A 20,283-nucleotide genomic window follows, 5' to 3' on the forward strand; every position below is an offset into this window, starting at 1 on the left:
TAGGGGGTAAGGTAGTTTGCCAACATCGAATAGTTCTTTTGAAAGACAAAAGTTGTTAGAAAAGCTCTCAAATGATGAAGGAATCTATTCAGAGCTCTTTATGGAAGCCATAGATGGAATCATCCTATGGGAGGATGGTGGTAATATTGTACATGCGAATGAATCAGCGTGTCGAATATTTGAAACTTCATATAATGAAATTACAAAATGTAAGATTGAAGATTTTGTTGTCGATAAAGATAAAAAGTACAAGGAAATCCTAAATGTATTATATAAAAGAGGGGCAATAAGAGATGAAATTCTATTCTTTATGCCTAACGGACAATCTAAGATTTTAGAATTTACAATGAAATTACAATCTTACACTGGTTTTCATATGGGTATTTTTCGTAATGTGAGTGAGCGAAACCAAATGGAACAAGAGTTAAGAAAGAGTGAATTGAAGTTTAGAAGAGTATTCGAGGGTACACTTGAAGGTATCATTTTATGGGATAACGAGGGAGTGGTACAAGACGTTAACCCTTCTGGAGAGAAAATATTAGGGGCAAGTCGTGAAGAATTAATCGGAAAGTCGTTAAAACATATGATGGCTAGATTTTCTGGGAATTTAGATGAAATGAGAGAGATCATCACACAAATAACAATGAACGGTTCTTATGAAGGAAGGATACAACTACAAGGTAAGGGAAATGAAAATAAATTATTTGAGTATTTAGTTAACTATAATTTGTTTTCAGAGTTTACAATTTCTACATTTAAGGATATAACGGATAAAGTCGAAATGGAAGAAAGATTAAGAAAGTCTGATACACTGAATGTATTAGGACAACTTGCTGCAGGTATTGCTCATGAGGTGCGCAATCCAATGACTGCAGTAAAAGGATTTATACAATTGCTTGAGAACTCATTAAAAAAAGAATCTGATCATGATATGTATTTTAATATTATTTCAACGGAACTCGCAAGAATCGATTCTATTATTAATGAATTTCTTTTTTTAGCAAAACCACAGGCCGTGAGATATATGGAGAATGACATAATTAACATTATGCGCGAAACGGTTAAGTTATTAAATGCTCAGGCCCTACTGAATAATATCCAATTCCGTACTTATTATGAATATGGTTTACCAAAAATGATGTGCGAAGGAAACCAACTAAAAAAAGTTTTTATAAATATTATAAAGAATGCAATTGAAGTAATGCCGGATGGTGGATATATCACAATTACCATTAAACGTCTTGAGGATCAAACTGTAAGAATTTCAATTCAGGATGAAGGTGGAGGAATACCACAGGATAAGTTAGAAAAGCTAGGACAGCCATTTTATACTACAAAAGAAAGGGGAAATGGTCTTGGATTAATGGTTTCATATAAGATTGTTGATGAACATAATGGGGCAGTACAAGTGGAAAGTAGTGAGGGAGTAGGAACAACTTTTCATATTATTCTTCCTATGAATAATTAATTTTTTTAAAAATATAAGTAGGAAGAATGTAATTTATGTTTCAAAATTAGATATATATCTAATTAGATATATGTTAAAATGGATTTATTCATAACTGTTGTTAAGAAAAGGAGTGAAGGATTATGCAATTAAACCGCATTGTTGCTTTTCATAAAACCATGGGCGATCCAACGAGAATAAGAATTGTTTATTTGTTATCAAAAGGGCCATTACACGGACAAGCAATAGCAGGAAAGTTAGGATTAACACCACCAACGATTACACATCACCTTCATAAATTAAGGGATATTAATTTAGTTTATACAAGAAGAGAAAAAAATACGGTCTATTATTATTTAAACGAAAAGATTATTCTTCATCAAGCTGTTACATTAGAGAAAATCATTAGCCAAAAGGAGGAGTTAGAAGAAATGGAGCAAGACAACGCATATAGAAAGAAAGTACTAGACGCTTTTATTCAAACTGATGGAAAATTAAAATCTATTCCTGCTCAAAGAAAGAAAAAGCTTATCATTTTTGAACATATGGTAAAAGGGTTGAAAAAAGGTGTGAAATATGAAGAGAAAGAGATAAATGAATATATTAAAAATTTTCATGATGACTTTGCCACGATTAGAAGGGAATTTATTACGAATCAATATATGTATCGCGAGAATGGGATCTATGAAGTAAATCCACCAGAAATGTGGGCGAAAATAGAATAGTAGTAGTTGGCCTACTTTAGACGGCAAAATCCACTGTTGTGAGTGCTGGTTGGCCAAGTATAAAAGAAGCTGCGAACCTAATTTGGCTCTAAAAAATACGAGCAAATGCTGACAGATATATAACAGTATTTGCTCGTATTTGATTTTAGCTAGTCATGTATTTCTTGAAAATATTAATAAAATTCAGGTTTGCGATCATCGAAAACAGGGATGGTTTTCCTGACACGATCAACCTCCGAAAGATCAATCGTCGCTGTGACAATCTCCTCTTTTTCCGTACCACTTTCGAGAACTTCCCCCCAAGGATCAATGATCATCGAGTGTCCAGCGAATCTATTATTAGGATCCTGCCCTACACGGTTACAAGCAATCACATAACATTGGTTTTCAATCGCTCTTGCCCTTAATAATGTTTGCCAATGATCGACTCTTGGTTTTGGCCATTCTGCTACAACAAAAATAGCTTTGGTCCCGTTTAATGTATGTGCTCGAAACCATTCAGGGAAACGAATATCGTAACAAATCATACCGGCTACTTTCTCACCATTAATATTAAAGCTGCCTTTTTCTTCTCCCGCAGATAAAAATTTATGTTCATCCATTAATTTAAATAAGTGCATTTTATGATATTCTTGTAGCAATTCTCCGTTTTTATCAACTGAAATCATCGTATTAAAGTATTCCTTATCACGCTTAGTAGCAACTGATCCGCCTACGATATGGACTTGATATTTTTTTGCTAAGTTTTTTAAGAATTCAATTGTTTTTTCACCTTTAACATCAGCAGTGGACGACAAATTTTCTAGATCATATCCAGTTGTCCACATTTCTGGTAGGACAATAATATCTGGATATGGTTGAACTTCACAAGCTTCCTTTACTTTTATTTCTACGTGCTTATAGTTTTCTTCAGGATGGCCAAATTGTATATCCATCTGTATACAAGCAATATGTAATTTCATCGTTAAAACTCCCTTAATTCAATCTTATTTATACTTTAAATATATACGATTTTTAAAAAGTTTACTACTGTTAATGATTTTAAGTACTTGTCGAAAAGTAATGCAAACTATTCTCAGAAAGTGTCGAATCATGTTGATATAAAAAAAGATTGTCTTATTTTGCGAATCTATTTACTTTTATAAAAATTCTTGTAATAATTTCTCAAGTAGACAAAAAATAATCGAAAGCAGGACAAATTTAGGAGGAGAAAAGTTGAAGTTAAATCAAAGGGAATTATTGGACAAGATTCAAATGAAAAGAGAAATTATGATGAAATGTGCGTGGAAAGTAGGTATTAATGACAAATTAACTATCCAGCATAGTCAGGAACTAGACATGCTTATATATGAATATCAGAAGGCAAAAATAAACTCCGAGCCCCGTAGGACCCGAGAATTTAAGTTGAATATTAAACAATACCATGTAAATATAAAAACCAAAGCTGTATGAAATTAAAAAAGGTCAATTAATAAGATCATGAAAAGTAAACCAATGATAAAAGAATAGGTAGATGTTCTTTCATGACCATCTCCATGGCTCTCTGGGATTAATTCCTTATAAATAATAAATAGCATGGCTCCTGCGGCAAATGAGAGCCCATAAGGGACAAGTGAAGCAACATAAGAGGTTAAATAAAATCCTAATAAGCCTGTGAAAATTTCAATTGTACCTGTTAAAGTGGCAACAATAAATGCTTTAAGTCTACTAATTTTTTGGTTGACCAAAAATAAAGCAACTAAGAATCCTTCAGGTGCATTTTGCAAACCAATGGCAAATGCAATTAAATTACCAGTGTCTCCTCCGTTTTCGGACGCATAACTAACACCAACAGAAAGTCCTTCTGGAATGTTATGAAGTGTAATAGCAGCAACAATTAACATCGCTTTTTCATCAAATTCAATCCCTTTTTTGTTATGAGCGATGTCAATATGTGGAATGTTTTTTTCTAGCAATGTTAAAGTTAAAACCCCTAGAAAAATTCCTACGACTAATGGTAAAAACCCTCCTGCATTTAATGCCTCTGGAATAAGACTCATTGTTGAAGCAGCCATCATAATACCTGCAGTAAATGCGAGTAATATATCACGCCATTTATGTGTCATCGATTGGCCAATAAACAAAATAATCAATGCACCAAGTCCTGTAGACATAGCTGAAAGGATTGTTCCATATAGCACTTCTGTCATTTTATAAATCACCTCTTTAGAATCATCCCTGATTTTTATCAATAAGATGCAGTAATCATTTAGCCTAGTATATGCATAATTAAGGAAAGAGGTCATATAAAAAATGTGACCTCTTCTTTAATGTCAATTATGAATAGTAACTAACATTCATTAATCATTCATTCCATTCAGCAATTTTTTGATCTGATGGTAATGATAGGGTGAGGAACCCGATTAAAGGAAGTAACCCAGTGAACATCATCGTCTGGTTTATACCAACCCAGTCACTTAAATAACCTAATGCAATCGATCCAATTGCACCCATTCCAAATGCAAATCCAACTGTTAAGCCAGACATCATACCGATTTTACCAGGTACTAATTCTTGTGCATAGACAACTGTTACAGAAAAGCTAAGCATCAGTATAAAGCCTGTAAGTGCCAAAAATACAAACGCAATACTAGCTGGCACAAATGGAATGAGTATGGAAAATGGACAAGATAGGGCCAATGATAAAAATATAACTGTCTTACGTCCAAATTTATCTGCTAAAGGTCCTCCGAAGAAGGTACCAATAGCACCAGCTAATAAAAATACAAATAGCATTGTTTGTGCGCCGCTGATAGAGAATTCATAATTCTCAATTGCGTAAAAGGCATAAAAGTTTGTCATCCCAGAAACATACCAAGATCGGGCAAAAATAAGAATGAGCACAATAGCTAATGCTATTTTTACTGATTTAGTAAGTGGTTTATGTGCAGCTACCTTTTTCTTTGCCTTTTTATTAGCTGCTTGCAATCTTAGATTTTTAGCATACCAAATGGCAATATAGGCGAGAAAACAAACAGCTAAAAAAGCGGCAATAGTAAACCATAAAGCTCCTTTTTGTCCAAAAGGAACGAGTACCAAGGCGGTAATTAATGGGGCTAGCGATTGACCGCTATTTCCACCAACTTGATAAATGGATTGGGCTAATCCTCTTCTTGGACCAGCGGCCATGTAAGCAACTCTTGAGCCCTCAGGATGAAAAATAGCAGATCCTAATCCTATAAATATGACGGAAATGATAATCCATTCATACTTAGGCGCAAAAGCCAGTCCAATGATACCGAATAAAGTAATGGTTAACCCAATGGGTAAGGCAAAAGGCATTGGTTTTTTGTCTGTCATGTTGCCAATAACAGGTTGAAGAACAGACGAAACAATATTTAATGCAAATGCAATCATCCCTAATTGGGTGAAACTTAGTCCCATTGATCTTTCTAAAATAGGGAACATTGCGGGGATTATCGCCTGAATGGCGTCATTTAGCAAATGACAAAGCCCAATAATAAATAAAATACGATAGCTAGTATTTCCTTGTTTAGGAAGGGCTTTAAGAGAAATAGCTTGGCTCATTGGAAGGACTCCTTTTATGTAATAATAATTCAATATACGAAATAATTATTGGAGTTAAATGAACAAAAATCAAGTCTTTCTTTAAAAAAATTGAAATATTCTAAAAGACATCCTTTTCAGTTACCATTTGTACTTCTATCCTCAAACATTAGTTGTATGTGAAATACAACTATTTTTCATCCTTTTTTATTTCTTATTGCTTGAAAGACTACGTATGTTAGAACTTAGTCGAATCCTATGACATTTAGCTATCATATAAAAAACAAAAAGTAGGAAATGGAAAAAATATAGGTTAATTCCTTTTTTATTAGCCTTTCCAGCAGAAGGAAACATATCCATCTTATAAGGGAAGCAAATCTTTTATAAGGCTTCCCTTATGATTGATATGTTTATGAATCAAATGAATGAGAATCTAGCGGTAAAATGATCGTCACAACTGTACCGTTAGAAGCACTACTTTCGATTGTGATTTCTCCCTTATTTGCTTCGACAATCCTTTTGCATACAACAAGTCCAAGACCTGTACCATAATCTTTAGAAGTGTAAAAAGGTTCAAAGATTCTGTCCATCTCTTTCTTTGGTATACCTACTCCAGTATCCTTAATGGTGAGATAACAATGATGAGCGCTTGTTGTGAGAGATATAGACAAATATCCATTACTACTCATTGACTCAAGAGCATTTTTGGCGATATTTAAAAACACTTGCTTCATTTGATCTTTGTTGCAATATATTCCTACGGGTTCTTCTGGTAAAGAATCTTCATAGTGGATATTGGCTAAGTTGGCTTCAGATTTAATAAGTGGTTCTAGTTCACGTATAATGTCTTGTACATAAATATGTTCTTTCTTTTCAATTGTCGGTTTCCCAAGAATAAGAAACTCACTAACGATTTCATTGATACGACTGATTTCATTATTTATAATAGAGAAATAATACTGATCTTCTTCTTGTTTATGTTTCTCTGATAATAATTGGATTAAACCTTTCACACCAGTAAGTGGATTCCTGATTTCATGGGCTGTACTTGCAGCTAAATTTCCGACTAGCTCTAGTTTCTGTATTTCATTTTCTTTCTCAGCATTTTTGGCATGTTTTTTTAACATGAAATATTTTATAAAGAAAAAGAAAATATGAAGTAATATAAAAAGGGGAAAGAAGAAGATTGCTGTACGCTTAAGTAAATTACCGCTAGCGACATCTGAAACACTCACTTCAATATTCCAAGGTAGACGATCAATTGGTAAAGTATAAACTTGATCATTCTTACCTATACCACCATTCATATTCATTATTTGCTTACCACTAGAGTTCGTAATGGAGATGGAAGCATCAGGAGTAAGCATCCTCATAATATTTTGCATGTAATCTACTCTTAAATGTGCACCTACAATTCTTTCTAGTTGGAAATTAACATCGAGAATAGGGCTTGCAATCCCGATGACCTGTTGTTCAGGTGTTAATGTTTCCACTTCTTCGGATATAATTAAATCATTCGTGCGCATAATTTCTTGGATATACGGATCATTATTAAAGTCATGATCCTTTAATAATTCTGATGTTCCTGTTTCGAAGGTACCTGTTGCGTCAAGGAGAAACATACTGCCATATCTCATGTCAGTTAATTGTGTGCTTCTTACTACTTCACGAACAGTTTCCATATCATTTTGAGCGTCAATTGATAATGCTAAAATATCTAATGTGGTAACTGTTTCAGAGATGAATTGATCCCAGTTTTTTTGATGAATGGTTGCAATCCACTTTGCGTCATTTAATCTTTCTGTTTCATCACGGTCTGTTACATAATGATAAATAGTAAGCATTCCTAGAATAGACGGCATAATAACTATAATTACATATAGGAAATAATTATTCTTTCTTTTCATTTTCTTTTTCTTCTCCATAAAATCGGATCCATGAGTATTTTTAGTAAAAATATAGAAATTGACAGTATGCTGTTCGTTACTTATAATTAGTTTGAATTCAATAATCTCTATTTTAAATTATTTTAGGAGGATTGGAGACATGACAGAATCTAGCCAATCACTCAAACTATATATTGTGCTTTCAAGAGCGAATAGAGCGATTAATGAAATTGTTAATCGTAAAATTCAAACCTATGGATTAAATCCAACTGAATTTGCTGTACTAGAATTACTATATCATAAAGGTAATCAACCTTTACAGCAAATAGGTGGTAAAATTTTGCTTGCTAGTGGAAGTATTACGTATGTAGTTGACAAATTAGAAAGTAAAGGGTATTTGCGAAGAGTTGCATGCCCGAATGATCGAAGAGTGACTTATGCTGAAATATCGGAAGATGGTAAGGCGTTTATTGAAGACGTATTTCCAGGCCACGAAGAGTATATTCATGAATTAATGAGTGAATTAGATGCAGAAGAAAAAGAGACAGCTATAAAATTAATAAAAAAACTCGGGTTATCTATTAGTAATCGATAAAAACGGTTCATACAGAATCGTTTTTTTCTTTTATTATAGAGTTGTGAACTTTAGTGAAGTAATTCTATGTTAAAAGAAAATTGAAAATTTCTAATTAAATTTAATCATTGTTGGTCGCTACTTAAGTCCTGAGCATAATTTAATAATAAATATGCAGGATTTTATAATCTATTATAGAAAGAGTTAACTTGCTTAAAATTTTTTTCTTCATGAAAAACATACAAATTAGCGATTATTACTTGGAGGTGTAGGGAATGAAATTTCCTGAATATGAATACAAAAGGCCGCAAATGGACAAAGCAAAAGTTCAATTTGATGCTGCACTACTGGCATTTAAACAAGCAAAAACAGCTGAGGAACAAATAGAAGCGATGAAAAAGATTAATCGTATACGAAATAAATTGTATACGATGTTAAATTTGGTTATGATCAGGCATTCGATTGATACGAATGATCAATTTTATCAACAAGAACAAGATTATACAGATGAGATAGGCCCAGAGATAGAAGGACTTAGTACACAATTTTACGAAGCACTAGTGCAATCTAAGTTTCGCGAAGAGCTCGAAAACAAATGGGGCAAACAGTTATTTGCTTTAGCTGATAGTGAATTGAAAACTTTCAAGCCGGTAATTGTACCATTACTACAAAAGGAAAATAAACTGACAAGTGATTATAATAAGTTGATCGCTTCCGCAAAAATAAATTTTGATGGCAAAGAATTAACATTAGCGCAGCTAGATCCATACATAGAATCGAAAGACCGCCAACTAAGGAAAGAAGCGAGTGCGGCTAAGTTCCAATTTTTGGCGGATAACGAACATAAACTAGACCAAATCTATGATGACTTAGTTAAAATAAGAACAGAGATTGCTCATCAATTAGGGTATGAAAACTTTGTTGAACTAGGGTATTATCGAATGCTTAGAATTGGATATGATGCCAATATGGTTGCAAAGTTTAGAAAACAAGTGGAAGAGTTTATTGTCCCGATGGTCGCTAAATTAAAAGAAAGACAGCGCGTAAGAATTGACGTGGATTCATTAAAGTATTTTGATGAACCGTTTAATTTTCTTTCTGGCAATCCAATGCCTAAAGGCTCTTCCGATTGGATTATTAATAAAGGGCAAACGATGTATCAAGAACTTTCACCAGAGACAGGCGAATTTTTTGATTTCATGATTGATAATGAATTAATGGACTTACTCGCGAAGAAGGGGAAAGAAAGTGGAGGCTATTGTACATTTATTGAGGATTACCAAGCACCATTTATCTTCTCTAATTTTAATGGGACATCAGGGGATATTGATGTTTTAACACATGAAGCAGGTCACGCTTTTCAAGTTTACGCAAGCAAAGGTTTTGAGATTCCTGAATATATATGGCCAACACATGAAGCGGCAGAGATACATTCAATGAGTATGGAGTTTTTCACTTGGCCATGGATGGATACGTTTTTTAAAGAAGATGGAGACAAATATCGCTTTGCCCATTTAAGCAGTGCCCTAATTTTCTTGCCTTATGGCGTAGCTGTTGATGAATTTCAGCATTGGGTTTATGAAAACTATCAAGCTACTCCAGCGGAAAGAAAAGCAGCATGGAGAAAGATTGAGAAAAAGTATATGCCTTATAAAGATTATGAAGACAACGAGTATCTAGAAAGAGGCGGTTATTGGCAAAGACAGGGCCATATTTATAGCTCGCCATTTTATTATATAGATTACACGTTGGCGCAAATTTGTGCCTTTCAATTTTGGCAAAAATCACAAGAGAACCATGAAGAAGCTTGGAATGATTATCTTCATTTATGTAAACTTGGCGGTAGCCAATCATTTACAGGATTAGTATCTGAAGCAAATCTGATTTCTCCTTTTGAAGATGGTTGTGTAGAATCCGTTGTTGGATCAATTGAGAAGTGGCTGAATCAAGTCGATGATAAAAAACTTTAAAGAATGATGTGGAAAAAAGGAGAGGCAACAAACCTCTCCTTTTTTGATGTAATTTATCCTTTTATCGAATGACAATCATATCTTCTTTTAAAACTGCGGTTAATTCGCTTTGTTCTTCCTCATCAATAATTTTGTCTGCAATCTTATCTTCTAATTGTTCCTGAATGACCCTTCTGAGAGGGCGGGCACCGAATGCAGGGTGATAACCTAATTGTGCCAATTTTGCTTTTACCTCATCTGTCACACTTAGGTGTATATTAGATTGTGCTAAGATTAAATTCAATTCTTCTAATAGTAAATCAGTGATAATAAGAAGATGCTCTTTGGTTAATGATTTAAATTCAACAATATTGTCAACTCTGTTTAGAAATTCAGGTTTAAAGAATTGTCCTAATGAGTCGAGTATACTTGCTTCATTCCAAGCGTTGTTATCCGTTGCAAAGCCGACTTGGACTTCTTTTGTTTGAACACCGGCGTTACTTGTCATAATAATAACGGTTTCGTTAAAGTGTACAGTCCTACCTTGACTATCTGTTAAGCGACCATCTTCAAGTATTTGTAGAAAAAGGTGCTGCACATCGGGATGTGCTTTTTCAATCTCATCTAATAGGATAATGCTATACGGATTTCTACGTACTTTCTCTGTTAATTGTCCTGCTTCTTCATGACCAACATATCCTGGAGGAGAACCAATAATTTTCGCTACACTATGTTTTTCCATATATTCACTCATATCAAGTCTTATCATAGATTCTTTTGTACCGAATAATTCTTCAGATAATGTTTTCGTTAATTCTGTTTTACCAACACCTGTTGGTCCGACAAATAAAAACGATCCGATAGGTCGATGTTTAGATTTAAGACCTGCACGACTTCTTCTAATAGCTTTTGCTACTTTTTCGACTGCTACTTCTTGGCCAATAACTTTACGGTTTAGATTTTCTTGTAAATGTTTCATCTTAGATTGTTCATCTGTCATTAATTTTCCGATTGGTATACCGGTTTTATCTTCAATGATTTTTTGGATATGTTCGACTTCTACTTTCGCTCTTTCTCTTGTGTTTGAACCAAGAGCCTTCTCCAATTCTGTTTCTTTATCTCTTAATTGAGCTGCTTCTTCATACCTTTCTTCTTTAAGCAACTGTTCTTTTTGCTTTGCTATTTCTTTTAAACGCAATTCAATATCCTCATCAGATGAAACACCTAATGTTAGGTTTAATTTTGAGCCAGCTTCATCCATAAGGTCAATTGCTTTATCTGGTAAGAAGCGGTCTTGAATATATCTTGACGATAGTTCTACACAAGCTGTGATGGCTTCCTCTGTATAAATAACATCATGGAAGCTTTCATAATTGTCTTTTAATCCTTCGAGGATATGTCTTGCTTCCTCTAAACTTGGTTCTTTGACGTGAACTGGTTGGAATCGTCTTTCTAATGCTGCATCTTTTTCTATTTTTCTATATTCAGAAAGTGTAGTTGCCCCAATTAATTGCATCTCACCACGTGCTAGTGCAGGTTTTAAAATATTGCTAGCATCCATTGATCCTTCAGCTGAACCCGCACCAACTAATAAATGGATTTCATCAATAAAAAGGATTATGTTTTTTCGTGTTTGTACTTCATTTATTAGTTGTTTCATTCTTTCTTCAAATTGACCTCTAATACCTGTATTCGAAACAAGGGAGGCCACATCTAACAAGTAAACTTCTTTATTGAGTAATTTCTTTGGTACATCACTATTAGCTATTTTTAGTGCAAACCCCTCAGCGATAGCTGTTTTCCCCACACCGGGTTCACCGATTAATACTGGATTGTTTTTACTTCGTCTATTTAGTATTTCAATTACTCGTGCTATTTCTTTATCTCGACCAATCACGGGATCAATGAGACCCGTTCTAGCCATTTGCGTTAAGTTTTTAGCGAATTGATCAATGAATCCACCACTACCACTTTGTTTTCTTTGAGATGGTTCATTCGGTTGTTGACTTTGATGATGAGCATTTTGCTCATTTGTCAATTGTTTAAAAAGATCATCGAATGGTATAAAACCTGAGAAACCATTCATCGTCGGACCAAAGGCAGGAAGAGATTGTTTTTCATTCTCGTAACAGCTTTGACAAAGACGAATGGTTGTCTCCTTACCATTAATCGCATATCTCATATTGACATTCGCTTCATTTTGTTTGCATGCTTGACATTTCATTAAAGTTTCCTCCTTTTGACTTTGACTAACTTTGACCTTATGAATACAGTATACTTTGACCTTATTTGACTTTCAAGTATTTTGATTATCTTTTTTATTAAAATTAGAAAAAAGGTATTCCGTAAGAAAAAGCTCGTCTTTGTTTGTCCTTCTTTACATATATTGTGGAGAAGGAGGAGATCGACTTGACGAAAATTAATTGGGGAGCTTCCTTTCAAATCGCAGCAGTTTATGTAGGGACTGTTGTTGGCGCAGGGTTTGCAACTGGGAGGGAAATCGTCGAATTCTTTTCGAGATTTGGTTTTATTGGTTTAATTGGGATTTTAATGAGTGGATATATATTTGTGTTTTTAGGATCAAAACTAATGATCATTGCTGCAAAAATAAATGCAAGATCTTTTCAAGAGTTAAATACACATTTGTTTGGAAAGCATTTTGGTTTAATTATCAATGGATTAATGCTCATCATGTTATTAGGTGTCTGTGCTGTTATGCTTTCAGGTGCAGGTGCTGTGTTTGAAGAACAACTAGGATTATCTAAATCAATTGGTGTGGTATTTACAATTGCTTTATCAATTATAACAATGCTTGTAGGTATAAAAGGATTATTTGCCGTAAACGTTGTTGTCGTTCCTATGATGATCAGTTTTAGTTTCATCTTATTGTTTTTCTCTATTCAACAGCCTTTCTTTTTAGAAAATATTTTATATATTCCTTTTGCTGAGGATGGTTGGAAATCAGTTGTATCTCCATTTACGTATGCCGCATTTAATTTAATGTTAGCGCAAGCTGTGTTAGTTCCAGTTGCTTCGGATATTAAAGATATACATACGATTAAATGGGGAGGATATTTTGGTGGGATTGCACTAACAATGATTTTAGTTTCTAGTCATTTGTCATTGGTGAATATTCCTAATTTAGAAAGTTATGAAATCCCTATGGCAGCAATTATGAAGTCACTTGCGTCTTCAATATATTGGATATTCGTATTTGTTATTTATGGTGAAATATTTACTTCAGTAATTGGAAACGTTTTTGGAGTGGAAAGGCAAATTCGGCAATATTTTAATATTCCTACGGTTGTAACAGTGATTGGGATTTTTACCATCTGCTATTTCGGTTCATTCATTGAATATGGAGAACTGCTTTCCTATTTATATCCTTTATTTGGTTATATTAGTTTAACATTTATCATCTTATTATGGATGAAAAAAGAGACTGACAGCTAGGACAGTCTCTTTTTTATTATTTTGTATGAATCGTTTTTGCCATTTCTATAAAAGCATCTTTATAGTTGGTATCTTCATTCTTATTAAATAAAGTCAGCTTTACTTGGGCTGAATCATTGTGGATAATAAATGCCGTTACTGTATCGGTTTCAGATGAAGCTTCCATCATAACAGCATCTTTGAAAAAGTCATCTTGAGGAAGAGAAGGATGCTCTACTTCTTCGTTAACAGATTGAAGTTGGATCATTGTATTCTCCTCAAGTTGTTTCATGTCTACTTCTTCAGGAAGTACCTCAATTCGCATAAACACCTCAGATTGATCATTTAAATGAAGGATATCTTTATTTGGTTCCTCTGCAGTTAAGGTGAAATCAGGTAAAACATGTAAAGAAAACGCTTGATTGTCACTTTCTTTAAGAAAAGCAGTTTCTTCTTTTGTTTCACCGTCTATTTCATATGATAAATTTTCCTCCATCACGCGAATTTCATTTTCACTTTTTTGGCTATCTTCTTTGTTTTCATTTTGATTTTGATCTTCATCTACTTCTTCATTTGGTGGATTACTATTATTATTTTCACCATTGCCATTGTCTGTTTCTGATGTTCCGCATGCTGCTAATAGAAAGATAGCTAAGGGAACAGTTAACAATTTAAAAAAGTTCTTCAAAACAAATTTCCTCCCTAAGTTACGTGATCAAAGCATTAGACGAGAAATGCTGCGTACTTGTTACAATTTTCCTCTAATAATTTTGGATGGAGCTAATAGCTAAGAAATAGTAAATATATGCTTACGACTATTTTACAAAATCTTTCTGGTTATACTAGAGGAAAGAATACAAAAAGGAGCAAGGAAAATATAATATGTGAAGTGATAAGTAAAACAATGCTTCTTTTCCAAAGGTAAATGGTTCCCCAATATAATCCTGCTATTAATGCTGCCAGTACCAGAGCCCATGAGCCTGAATAAAACTGTACAGAAGCAAAAAGAATAGAAGAGATGCCAACAGCAAGAAAACCATTGGTATAGTTCATTACCCTCTTTTGTACAAATCCACGCCAGAAAATTTCTTCACCTGGAGCGAAAAGAAATATTAATAACAAATACTGCCATATATTCTTAGCTCCATAATAACTATAGAGCTTTGCAACAGGTTCTGTGATCGAGAGGCCAATAAAACTTAATCCTGTATAACCTAACCAAAAAATGCCATATAGAAAAACCCCTGATAAAGTACCCCATAATAAGTTTTGGGTAAAGGTTTCTTGATGATCTAGTTCTATACTTATAATGGCAAAACTAATAAGAAATAACATGGTGGCACTAAAGATATACCAGAAGATTGATTTGTCCTCAAATGTGAAATACATTAGTACATGTGCAAGGACGATCCCGACAATTAAGCGAATGTCAGGTAAATTCTTACGCATTTCATATAACCCCTTTCATGCAAGCCAATCATTATTCTATCAAAAAAGCAGTAAAAAAAATATGATTATCTCATTTGAGGATTATATTTATGACGAATATATGTCAAAGAGAAAGAAAAGGTTGAGTATATAGGTAGAACTGGAGTAGAGAGATGGTATGGGTGATAACTATATATTCTGTCTGAAGGAACTAGATGTTAGCATCGCAACTTTCATTGATGTAGGAGTAGCAGAAACAAAAAAATCCAAACAAATCTGAATTCTTATGAAGGAATTCACTTTGTTCGGACTTTTCTTTTTATTGAAATGTCGATTATTTTATAGTTATTTCTCGGATTTATATTAATTTTCTTGGACAATTTTATAGTTTTTATGATTTACTACTGTCCTGTGTTCTAATTCTAAATCTCTGTAGTTTTCCATATAGCTCAAGTCAACGATGACGGAGTTCTCATTTACTTTTTCGACAATGCCTCTTAAGCCATCTCTAAATTCAATAATGTTTCCAACTTCAGCTTTTTTCACATAAATTGCCCCTTTTCTTTCCAAATTTTTTGTTAATAACCATTTTGCACTAAAACTGTTTATTCGTAAAGGAATTTACACTAATAATACGAAAAATACAAACCCTTTTGTGTGACGCGTCTACATTTTCCACCTTTGCTGTCATCCATAGTTCTTACGTTGATTTATAGATATAACCTAAATCTATTTGATTCTCTTTAAAAGAGCGCATTTTTTTTATAAAATAGAAGGAAGCAGAGGTGAATAATATGGATGCATCATCAATAGATGAAATCATAAACAAATTAAAGAACAAAGAGATTGAAGAGTACTATGTGAAAAAAGAAGATTTTTTAACTTTTCGCTCAGTCATTGTAAAAAGGGAAGATTTTAAATACATTAGAGGAATTGCACAAAGAGGTGGGGATGTTATTTATCAATATTTAACTGAACCTAGAAGTTAAAAAAGGTTTGTTTTTTATACATGTGATATAGTAAAAGAATCCTAAAAAATATGTTATTCTAATGGATATCTATATTACATATAAGAGTGATGAAAAAGGAGATCGATGAAAATGATAGAGAAAAAATTTATTGTAACTTCACCAACAGGAATTCATGCTAGACCAGCCACACAATTGGTGCAAACAGCGAGCAGATTTACTTCAGATATTCAATTAGAGTATAAAGAGAGAAAAGTAAATCTAAAATCGATTATGGGTGTAATGGCATTAGCAGCTGGCAAAGGTGCGGAAATTACTATTATCGTTGATGGTAACGATGAAGAGGCAGCTATTGAACAACTTGCTACAATGCTTAAAGAAGAAGGTCTTGCGGAATAATGGCTTTCTTACAAGGGATACCTGCATCAGAAGGAATCGCTATTGCAAAAGCTTTTCGCTTTGAGCCAATTGATGTGAAGATCGAGTGTAAAAAGGTCGAAAACAGTACGATAGAAGTTAACCTTTTTTATGAAGCACTCGAAAAAACCGTTGATGAATTAAAGCAAATTAAAGAGCATGCGAGTACCGAGGCAGGAATTGAAAATGCTACAATTTTTGATGCACATCTTCTTGTTTTGAGGGATCCGGAATTAATTGAACCAGTGATAGATCGGATAATGAAGAAACAGTATAATGCAGAATTTGCTGTGAAAGAAATAACCGATCACTATATTCATTTATTATTACAAACTGAGAACGAGTATTTAAAAGAAAGAGCAGCAGACATTAAAGATGTTGCCAATCGATTGCAGGCACATCTTTTAGGGATACCTGTTTTTGACCCAGCCATGGTGACGGAAAATGTAATTATTGTATCCGAGGATTTAACACCATCAGACGCAGCACTTTTGAATCCTAGCAAAGTGAAAGGGGCAGTGACAAATGTGGGAGGTAAAACCTCTCACGCTGCCTTCATTGCCCAATCACTTAATATTCCCTCTGTTGTGGGTACAAAAACGGCCTTAGGTGATATCGAGAATGGTGATGTACTTGTCGTTGATGGGTATACTGGTATCGTTCATATTAACCCGACGCCTGAATTGATTGAAGAATATGAAAAGAAACAGGAACAGACTTTAAGAGATTTGTCCGAACTATCTTGGTTAGCAAAAGAAAGAACGATTTCACTCGATGAGCAATATTTCTCTATTGTTGGAAATATCGGTAGTATGGAGGAAGCAAAAGGGGTTATCGAGCATGGGGGAGAAGGAATCGGCTTATTTAGAACCGAGTTTCTTTTTATGGAAAAAAAGCAATTACCGACTGAGGAAGAACAATTTCACGTTTATAAATCGGTTCTAGAGTCTATGGATGGCAAACCGGTAGTTGTTCGAACTATTGATATCGGTGGCGATAAAGAACTGCCATATCTAAAATTATCAAAAGAAATGAACCCTTTTTTAGGCCTACGAGGAATACGCTTCTGTTTAGGTGAACAATCAATTCTACGGACACAGTTACGCGCATTAATAAGGGCAAGTGCGTTTGGAACATTAAAGATTATGTTTCCTATGGTTGCTGTAATTGAAGAGTTTAGACAAGGCAAGCTTATGTTCAAAGAAGAATGTGAGAAACTGATAGGAGAAGGGGTAGAGATTGGTCATATAGAACTTGGTATGATGGTCGAAATTCCAGCTACGGCACTAATGATTGAGGCATTTGCAAAAGAAGTTGACTTTATCAGTATTGGTACAAATGATCTCATTCAGTATACATTGGCTGCCGATCGATCTAATGAGCAGGTTTCGTATTTATATCAACCTTACCACCCTGCTATTTTACGACTCATCAAAAATGTCATTGATGCTGCCCATAAAGAAGGGAAATCCGTCAGTATTTGCGGTGATATGGCGGGCAATGAGGTCGCAATACCATTATTAGTGGGAATGGGCTTAGATGAGTTCTCTGTTCACTCAGCAGCCATAATTAAGACCAGAGCGCATATACGTAAGTTAAATAAGGCAGAGATTGAGAAAAAAATAGATATTCTCCTTAATTTGCCGAATGCTGTTGAAATTGAATCGGCACTAGAAAATTTTTTCTATAAAAAGTTATAAAAAATGGTTTAGGTTCTGACTGATGCGGGTAATTCTTAAATATGCACTTAAGAAAACCTTAAGTCAGCTAAATCATTCTCATTTTCCCCTTATTAGCTAGCCGATTGGCTAGCTTTTCTTTTGTTCTAAATATGGTGTATTAGGGTAATTATGTGAGGATATTTTTTATCTCGTTCAATAAGAGTATATGGTAGATAAAAAAACCGAACAAAGGTATTGTTCGGTTCAATAATTTTGCTAAAAACTTATTAGTTACAACGATTTTATTGATTTATTTCTTTTGAATTGTGATCGTCCAAGCTGCATCTCCAAGTTGTTCATAGTTGGTTACTTGGTGACCAGCTTCTGCAGCCCAGCGTGGAAGACTTTCAGTTGCTTGTGTACAATCAAATTGAATAATTAGTTCATCTCCTGATTGGATCAATTCAATTGCAGACTTTGCTTCCACTAATGGAAATGGACAAACTTGACCCATTACTTCTAATGTTTTTTGCATGTTTGTTTCCCCCTATACAGCTTGTTGTGATGTCGTACTTTGAGAAGCACGTCTTTTCTGTGGTCTAACATAGACAAAGTAGGCAGCGGTCCAAGTACCAAAAATAATAAATAAGAGACCGATCCATCCTTGCCATGTCATCATTGAAGTCATTACTAGTCCATTGCCTATTGAACAGCCACCGGCAAGGCTAGCTCCAAACCCCATCAATAATCCACCAATAAAACTATTTATACCTGTTTTTTTATCAGGCATTCTAAAACGAAATTCTTTGCTGCCTTTGGCTGCGATAAATGATCCTATGAAGATTCCTAATACAAGAAACACTCCCCAGTTAATTAATGCAGCATCACCAATCACTAAATATTGTAGAATGTTAGCAGATGGTGTTGTAATGCCTAAACCAAACATTCTACCTGTAGCAGCGCTTAGTGGCCATGCAAGGAGAGCGATTAGCCCAACAAGAATTGCAGTGACAAATGGATGCCATCTTTTTTCAAACAATAAATGGCTAAGTCCAGTACGTTTAGGTTTTAAAGATGGTATCGCAATTTTGGGCTTTCTAAGCTCTCGATAAACAAGACCGCCAGTTATAAGTAATAAAGCGATAATGAAAATCCAGTTGCTTATACCAAATGTAGCAGCAATTGAGTTTTCCGGTAAAGTAATTGAACTTATTTCTGTATTTAAAGGTGCGAGTACGCCTGTTTTCATAACCGCAGCCATTACCATATAAGCGAACAGAGCAATCCAGCTACCTAGTAAACCTTCTCCCGCTCGATACCATGTACCAGTCGCACAACCACCGGCTAATACGATGCCGATACCAAATACAAAAGAACCAAAGATAACTCCTAACCAAGCGAAATTACCAGCAGTGAAATCGATGATTCCTAATTGAATAAGAGTAAACACGCCAATACTTTGCACGCAAATAGCAATGAGTAAGGCATAAAACATTCGATTATCTTTTGCGATGAACATATCACGGAAGCCCCCTGTTAAACAGAAGCGCCCACGTTGCATAACAAAGCCTAATAACGCACCGCAAATCAATCCAGTTATTAACATTTGTATCATATTTATCCCCTCTAATTCCGAGTAAACTTATAAGCCTTTACGAATTATGATGATAAAGGATAGACAGAAATATTGTCAAGGGTTTTTTAAATAAATGAAAATAGATGTATGAATAATTGTTGTTAAGTTTGACGATAACTGGATTAATCGTATCTGGAAGGGGAGTAGAAAATGTTGAGTCGTCGAATATTTATCGTATGCCTTCTCTTTTTTCTTAGTGGATGTACGAGTAATGATCAGCAATCAATTATTAATCATCACGCAGATGCTTTATTGACGAAAACAAATGAATTACAATTTAGATTTCAGTTAAATGATAAAGTGTTATTAGAAGAAGAAGCTTATGTCATTAAAGTCAATATTCATAATAAAGAACTAGCCTTAGCTTTAGGGGCAGATGAAATCTTTTATGGTAATGAAAACGGGCAAGCGGTAGAAGTGATTGAACCTGAAGGGAATAAAGATTTCTTCATCTATATGGAACCCATACCACTACAAAAAGATTTACATGTTTTTGACATTGAAAATATGATTGAGAATCAAGCAGTTTCTATCGAAATAATCAATAATGAGCATAGTGTGGCGAAGGGTTATTTAACTCATTTTTCTTCACAACTTTGATAAACCGTTATCTT

The 20,283-nt window shown here is 34.2% G+C and carries 20 protein-coding genes; 10 read left to right on the plus strand and 10 right to left on the minus strand.

Annotation, left to right across the window (positions count from 1 at the left end; genetic code table 11):
* Nucleotides 1–16: 16 nt before the first annotated feature.
* Together MKX78_RS09055 and MKX78_RS09060 are read left to right on the plus strand one after the other, a co-directional pair.
* Complete coding sequence (locus MKX78_RS09055) at nucleotides 17–1,468, plus strand: PAS domain-containing sensor histidine kinase (protein WP_095369723.1); 1,452 nt, start codon at nucleotides 17–19, stop codon at nucleotides 1,466–1,468.
* A gap of 122 nt (nucleotides 1,469–1,590) precedes the next feature.
* Nucleotides 1,591–2,172 (plus strand): DUF2087 domain-containing protein, encoded by a 582-nt coding sequence (locus MKX78_RS09060; protein ID WP_224937820.1) that lies wholly within the window; start codon nucleotides 1,591–1,593, stop codon nucleotides 2,170–2,172.
* 173 nt (nucleotides 2,173–2,345) lie between these two features.
* Here MKX78_RS09060 and MKX78_RS09065 read toward each other — a convergent pair whose 3' ends face one another.
* Entirely contained in the window at nucleotides 2,346–3,134 is a 789-nt protein-coding gene (locus MKX78_RS09065) for a carbon-nitrogen family hydrolase (RefSeq protein ID WP_095369721.1), read from the minus strand.
* A 277-nt stretch (nucleotides 3,135–3,411) separates the two neighbouring features.
* On the opposite strand from MKX78_RS09065, the gene MKX78_RS24505 reads away from it, so the two are divergent.
* Entirely contained in the window at nucleotides 3,412–3,624 is a 213-nt protein-coding gene (locus MKX78_RS24505) for an aspartyl-phosphate phosphatase Spo0E family protein (protein WP_380043309.1), read from the plus strand.
* Nucleotides 3,625–3,626: 2 nt separating this feature from the next.
* Here MKX78_RS24505 and MKX78_RS09070 read toward each other — a convergent pair whose 3' ends face one another.
* From MKX78_RS09070 to MKX78_RS09080, 3 genes are all read right to left on the minus strand, one after another.
* Nucleotides 3,627–4,361: a ZIP family metal transporter gene (locus MKX78_RS09070; RefSeq protein ID WP_095369719.1), complete on the minus strand. Its 735-nt coding sequence runs from the start codon at nucleotides 4,359–4,361 to the stop codon at nucleotides 3,627–3,629.
* Nucleotides 4,362–4,515: 154 nt separating this feature from the next.
* Nucleotides 4,516–5,739 (minus strand): MFS transporter, encoded by a 1,224-nt coding sequence (locus MKX78_RS09075; RefSeq protein ID WP_095369718.1) that lies wholly within the window; start codon nucleotides 5,737–5,739, stop codon nucleotides 4,516–4,518.
* Nucleotides 5,740–6,128: 389 nt separating this feature from the next.
* Nucleotides 6,129–7,625 (minus strand): ATP-binding protein, encoded by a 1,497-nt coding sequence (locus tag MKX78_RS09080; protein WP_341050651.1) that lies wholly within the window; start codon nucleotides 7,623–7,625, stop codon nucleotides 6,129–6,131.
* A 139-nt stretch (nucleotides 7,626–7,764) separates the two neighbouring features.
* On the opposite strand from MKX78_RS09080, the gene MKX78_RS09085 reads away from it, so the two are divergent.
* Nucleotides 7,765–8,199, plus strand: coding sequence for a MarR family winged helix-turn-helix transcriptional regulator (locus tag MKX78_RS09085; protein ID WP_095369716.1), 435 nt, complete (start codon nucleotides 7,765–7,767; stop codon nucleotides 8,197–8,199).
* A 254-nt stretch (nucleotides 8,200–8,453) separates the two neighbouring features.
* Nucleotides 8,454–10,148, plus strand: coding sequence for a M3 family oligoendopeptidase (locus tag MKX78_RS09090; RefSeq protein WP_340974331.1), 1,695 nt, complete (start codon nucleotides 8,454–8,456; stop codon nucleotides 10,146–10,148).
* Between the two features lie 61 nt (nucleotides 10,149–10,209).
* On the opposite strand, the gene MKX78_RS09095 is transcribed toward MKX78_RS09090, so the two are convergent.
* Nucleotides 10,210–12,351, minus strand: a complete 2,142-nt coding sequence (locus MKX78_RS09095) for an ATP-dependent Clp protease ATP-binding subunit (RefSeq protein WP_341050654.1) — start codon at nucleotides 12,349–12,351, stop codon at nucleotides 10,210–10,212.
* Between the two features lie 185 nt (nucleotides 12,352–12,536).
* Here MKX78_RS09095 and MKX78_RS09100 point away from each other — a divergent pair, with 185 nt between their 5' ends.
* Nucleotides 12,537–13,580 carry a YkvI family membrane protein gene (locus MKX78_RS09100; RefSeq protein WP_233435265.1) on the plus strand — a complete coding sequence of 348 codons (1,044 nt, stop codon included), beginning with the start codon at nucleotides 12,537–12,539 and terminating at the stop codon, nucleotides 13,578–13,580.
* Nucleotides 13,581–13,596: 16 nt separating this feature from the next.
* Here MKX78_RS09100 and MKX78_RS09105 read toward each other — a convergent pair whose 3' ends face one another.
* From MKX78_RS09105 to MKX78_RS09115, 3 genes are all read right to left on the minus strand, one after another.
* A complete protein-coding gene (locus tag MKX78_RS09105) occupies nucleotides 13,597–14,247 on the minus strand; it encodes a hypothetical protein (protein ID WP_341050656.1) in 651 nt (216 codons plus the stop codon).
* A 149-nt stretch (nucleotides 14,248–14,396) separates the two neighbouring features.
* Nucleotides 14,397–15,008 (minus strand): CPBP family intramembrane glutamic endopeptidase, encoded by a 612-nt coding sequence (locus MKX78_RS09110; RefSeq protein WP_341050658.1) that lies wholly within the window; start codon nucleotides 15,006–15,008, stop codon nucleotides 14,397–14,399.
* Nucleotides 15,009–15,350: 342 nt separating this feature from the next.
* Entirely contained in the window at nucleotides 15,351–15,533 is a 183-nt protein-coding gene (locus MKX78_RS09115) for a YkvS family protein (RefSeq protein WP_095369711.1), read from the minus strand.
* Between the two features lie 248 nt (nucleotides 15,534–15,781).
* On the opposite strand from MKX78_RS09115, the gene MKX78_RS09120 reads away from it, so the two are divergent.
* The 3 genes from MKX78_RS09120 to ptsP all read left to right on the plus strand — a co-directional run bounded on the left by MKX78_RS09120 (nucleotide 15,782) and on the right by ptsP (nucleotide 18,072).
* Entirely contained in the window at nucleotides 15,782–15,976 is a 195-nt protein-coding gene (locus MKX78_RS09120) for a hypothetical protein (protein WP_307314814.1), read from the plus strand.
* A gap of 111 nt (nucleotides 15,977–16,087) precedes the next feature.
* Nucleotides 16,088–16,354: a phosphocarrier protein HPr gene (locus MKX78_RS09125; RefSeq protein WP_095369710.1), complete on the plus strand. Its 267-nt coding sequence runs from the start codon at nucleotides 16,088–16,090 to the stop codon at nucleotides 16,352–16,354.
* The gene (gene ptsP, locus MKX78_RS09130) at nucleotides 16,354–18,072 is read left to right on the plus strand and encodes a phosphoenolpyruvate--protein phosphotransferase (RefSeq protein ID WP_445662660.1); all 1,719 of its coding nucleotides are present in this window, start codon (nucleotides 16,354–16,356) and stop codon (nucleotides 18,070–18,072) included. Before MKX78_RS09125 ends, ptsP begins: the two co-directional genes overlap by 1 nt.
* 271 nt (nucleotides 18,073–18,343) lie before the next feature.
* Here the strand turns inward: ptsP and MKX78_RS09135 are convergent, their stop codons facing one another.
* Both MKX78_RS09135 and MKX78_RS09140 read right to left on the minus strand, forming a co-directional pair.
* On the minus strand, nucleotides 18,344–18,568 hold the full coding sequence (locus MKX78_RS09135; protein WP_341050661.1) for a sulfurtransferase TusA family protein: 225 nt from the start codon (nucleotides 18,566–18,568) through the stop codon (nucleotides 18,344–18,346).
* Nucleotides 18,569–18,580: 12 nt separating this feature from the next.
* Nucleotides 18,581–19,648 (minus strand): YeeE/YedE family protein, encoded by a 1,068-nt coding sequence (locus tag MKX78_RS09140; protein ID WP_341050663.1) that lies wholly within the window; start codon nucleotides 19,646–19,648, stop codon nucleotides 18,581–18,583.
* A gap of 171 nt (nucleotides 19,649–19,819) precedes the next feature.
* Between MKX78_RS09140 and MKX78_RS09145 the strand changes: the two genes are divergently transcribed.
* Nucleotides 19,820–20,269, plus strand: coding sequence for a hypothetical protein (locus MKX78_RS09145; RefSeq protein WP_095369706.1), 450 nt, complete (start codon nucleotides 19,820–19,822; stop codon nucleotides 20,267–20,269).
* Nucleotides 20,270–20,283: the final 14 nt, after the last annotated feature.

Source organism: Cytobacillus sp. FSL R5-0569, assembly GCF_038007265.1.
GTDB lineage: Bacteria > Bacillota > Bacilli > Bacillales > Cytobacillaceae > Cytobacillus > Cytobacillus kochii.

Excerpts from the sequence above, each read along its gene's own strand:
- MKX78_RS09120 (WP_307314814.1), top strand. The coding sequence starts at position 15,782 with ATGGATGCATCATCAATAGATGAAATCATAAACAAATTAAAGAACAAA.
- MKX78_RS09065 (WP_095369721.1), bottom strand. The coding sequence starts at position 3,134 with ATGAAATTACATATTGCTTGTATACAGATGGATATACAATTTGGCCAT.
- MKX78_RS09110 (WP_341050658.1), bottom strand. The coding sequence starts at position 15,008 with ATGCGTAAGAATTTACCTGACATTCGCTTAATTGTCGGGATCGTCCTT.
- MKX78_RS09145 (WP_095369706.1), top strand. The coding sequence starts at position 19,820 with ATGTTGAGTCGTCGAATATTTATCGTATGCCTTCTCTTTTTTCTTAGT.
- MKX78_RS09095 (WP_341050654.1), bottom strand. The coding sequence starts at position 12,351 with ATGAAATGTCAAGCATGCAAACAAAATGAAGCGAATGTCAATATGAGA.
- MKX78_RS09140 (WP_341050663.1), bottom strand. The coding sequence starts at position 19,648 with ATGATACAAATGTTAATAACTGGATTGATTTGCGGTGCGTTATTAGGC.
- MKX78_RS09090 (WP_340974331.1), top strand. The coding sequence starts at position 8,454 with ATGAAATTTCCTGAATATGAATACAAAAGGCCGCAAATGGACAAAGCA.
- MKX78_RS09080 (WP_341050651.1), bottom strand. The coding sequence starts at position 7,625 with ATGAAAAGAAAGAATAATTATTTCCTATATGTAATTATAGTTATTATG.
- MKX78_RS09125 (WP_095369710.1), top strand. The coding sequence starts at position 16,088 with ATGATAGAGAAAAAATTTATTGTAACTTCACCAACAGGAATTCATGCT.
- MKX78_RS09135 (WP_341050661.1), bottom strand. The coding sequence starts at position 18,568 with ATGCAAAAAACATTAGAAGTAATGGGTCAAGTTTGTCCATTTCCATTA.
- MKX78_RS09075 (WP_095369718.1), bottom strand. The coding sequence starts at position 5,739 with ATGAGCCAAGCTATTTCTCTTAAAGCCCTTCCTAAACAAGGAAATACT.
- ptsP (WP_445662660.1), top strand. The coding sequence starts at position 16,354 with ATGGCTTTCTTACAAGGGATACCTGCATCAGAAGGAATCGCTATTGCA.
- MKX78_RS09070 (WP_095369719.1), bottom strand. The coding sequence starts at position 4,361 with ATGACAGAAGTGCTATATGGAACAATCCTTTCAGCTATGTCTACAGGA.
- MKX78_RS09085 (WP_095369716.1), top strand. The coding sequence starts at position 7,765 with ATGACAGAATCTAGCCAATCACTCAAACTATATATTGTGCTTTCAAGA.
- MKX78_RS09060 (WP_224937820.1), top strand. The coding sequence starts at position 1,591 with ATGCAATTAAACCGCATTGTTGCTTTTCATAAAACCATGGGCGATCCA.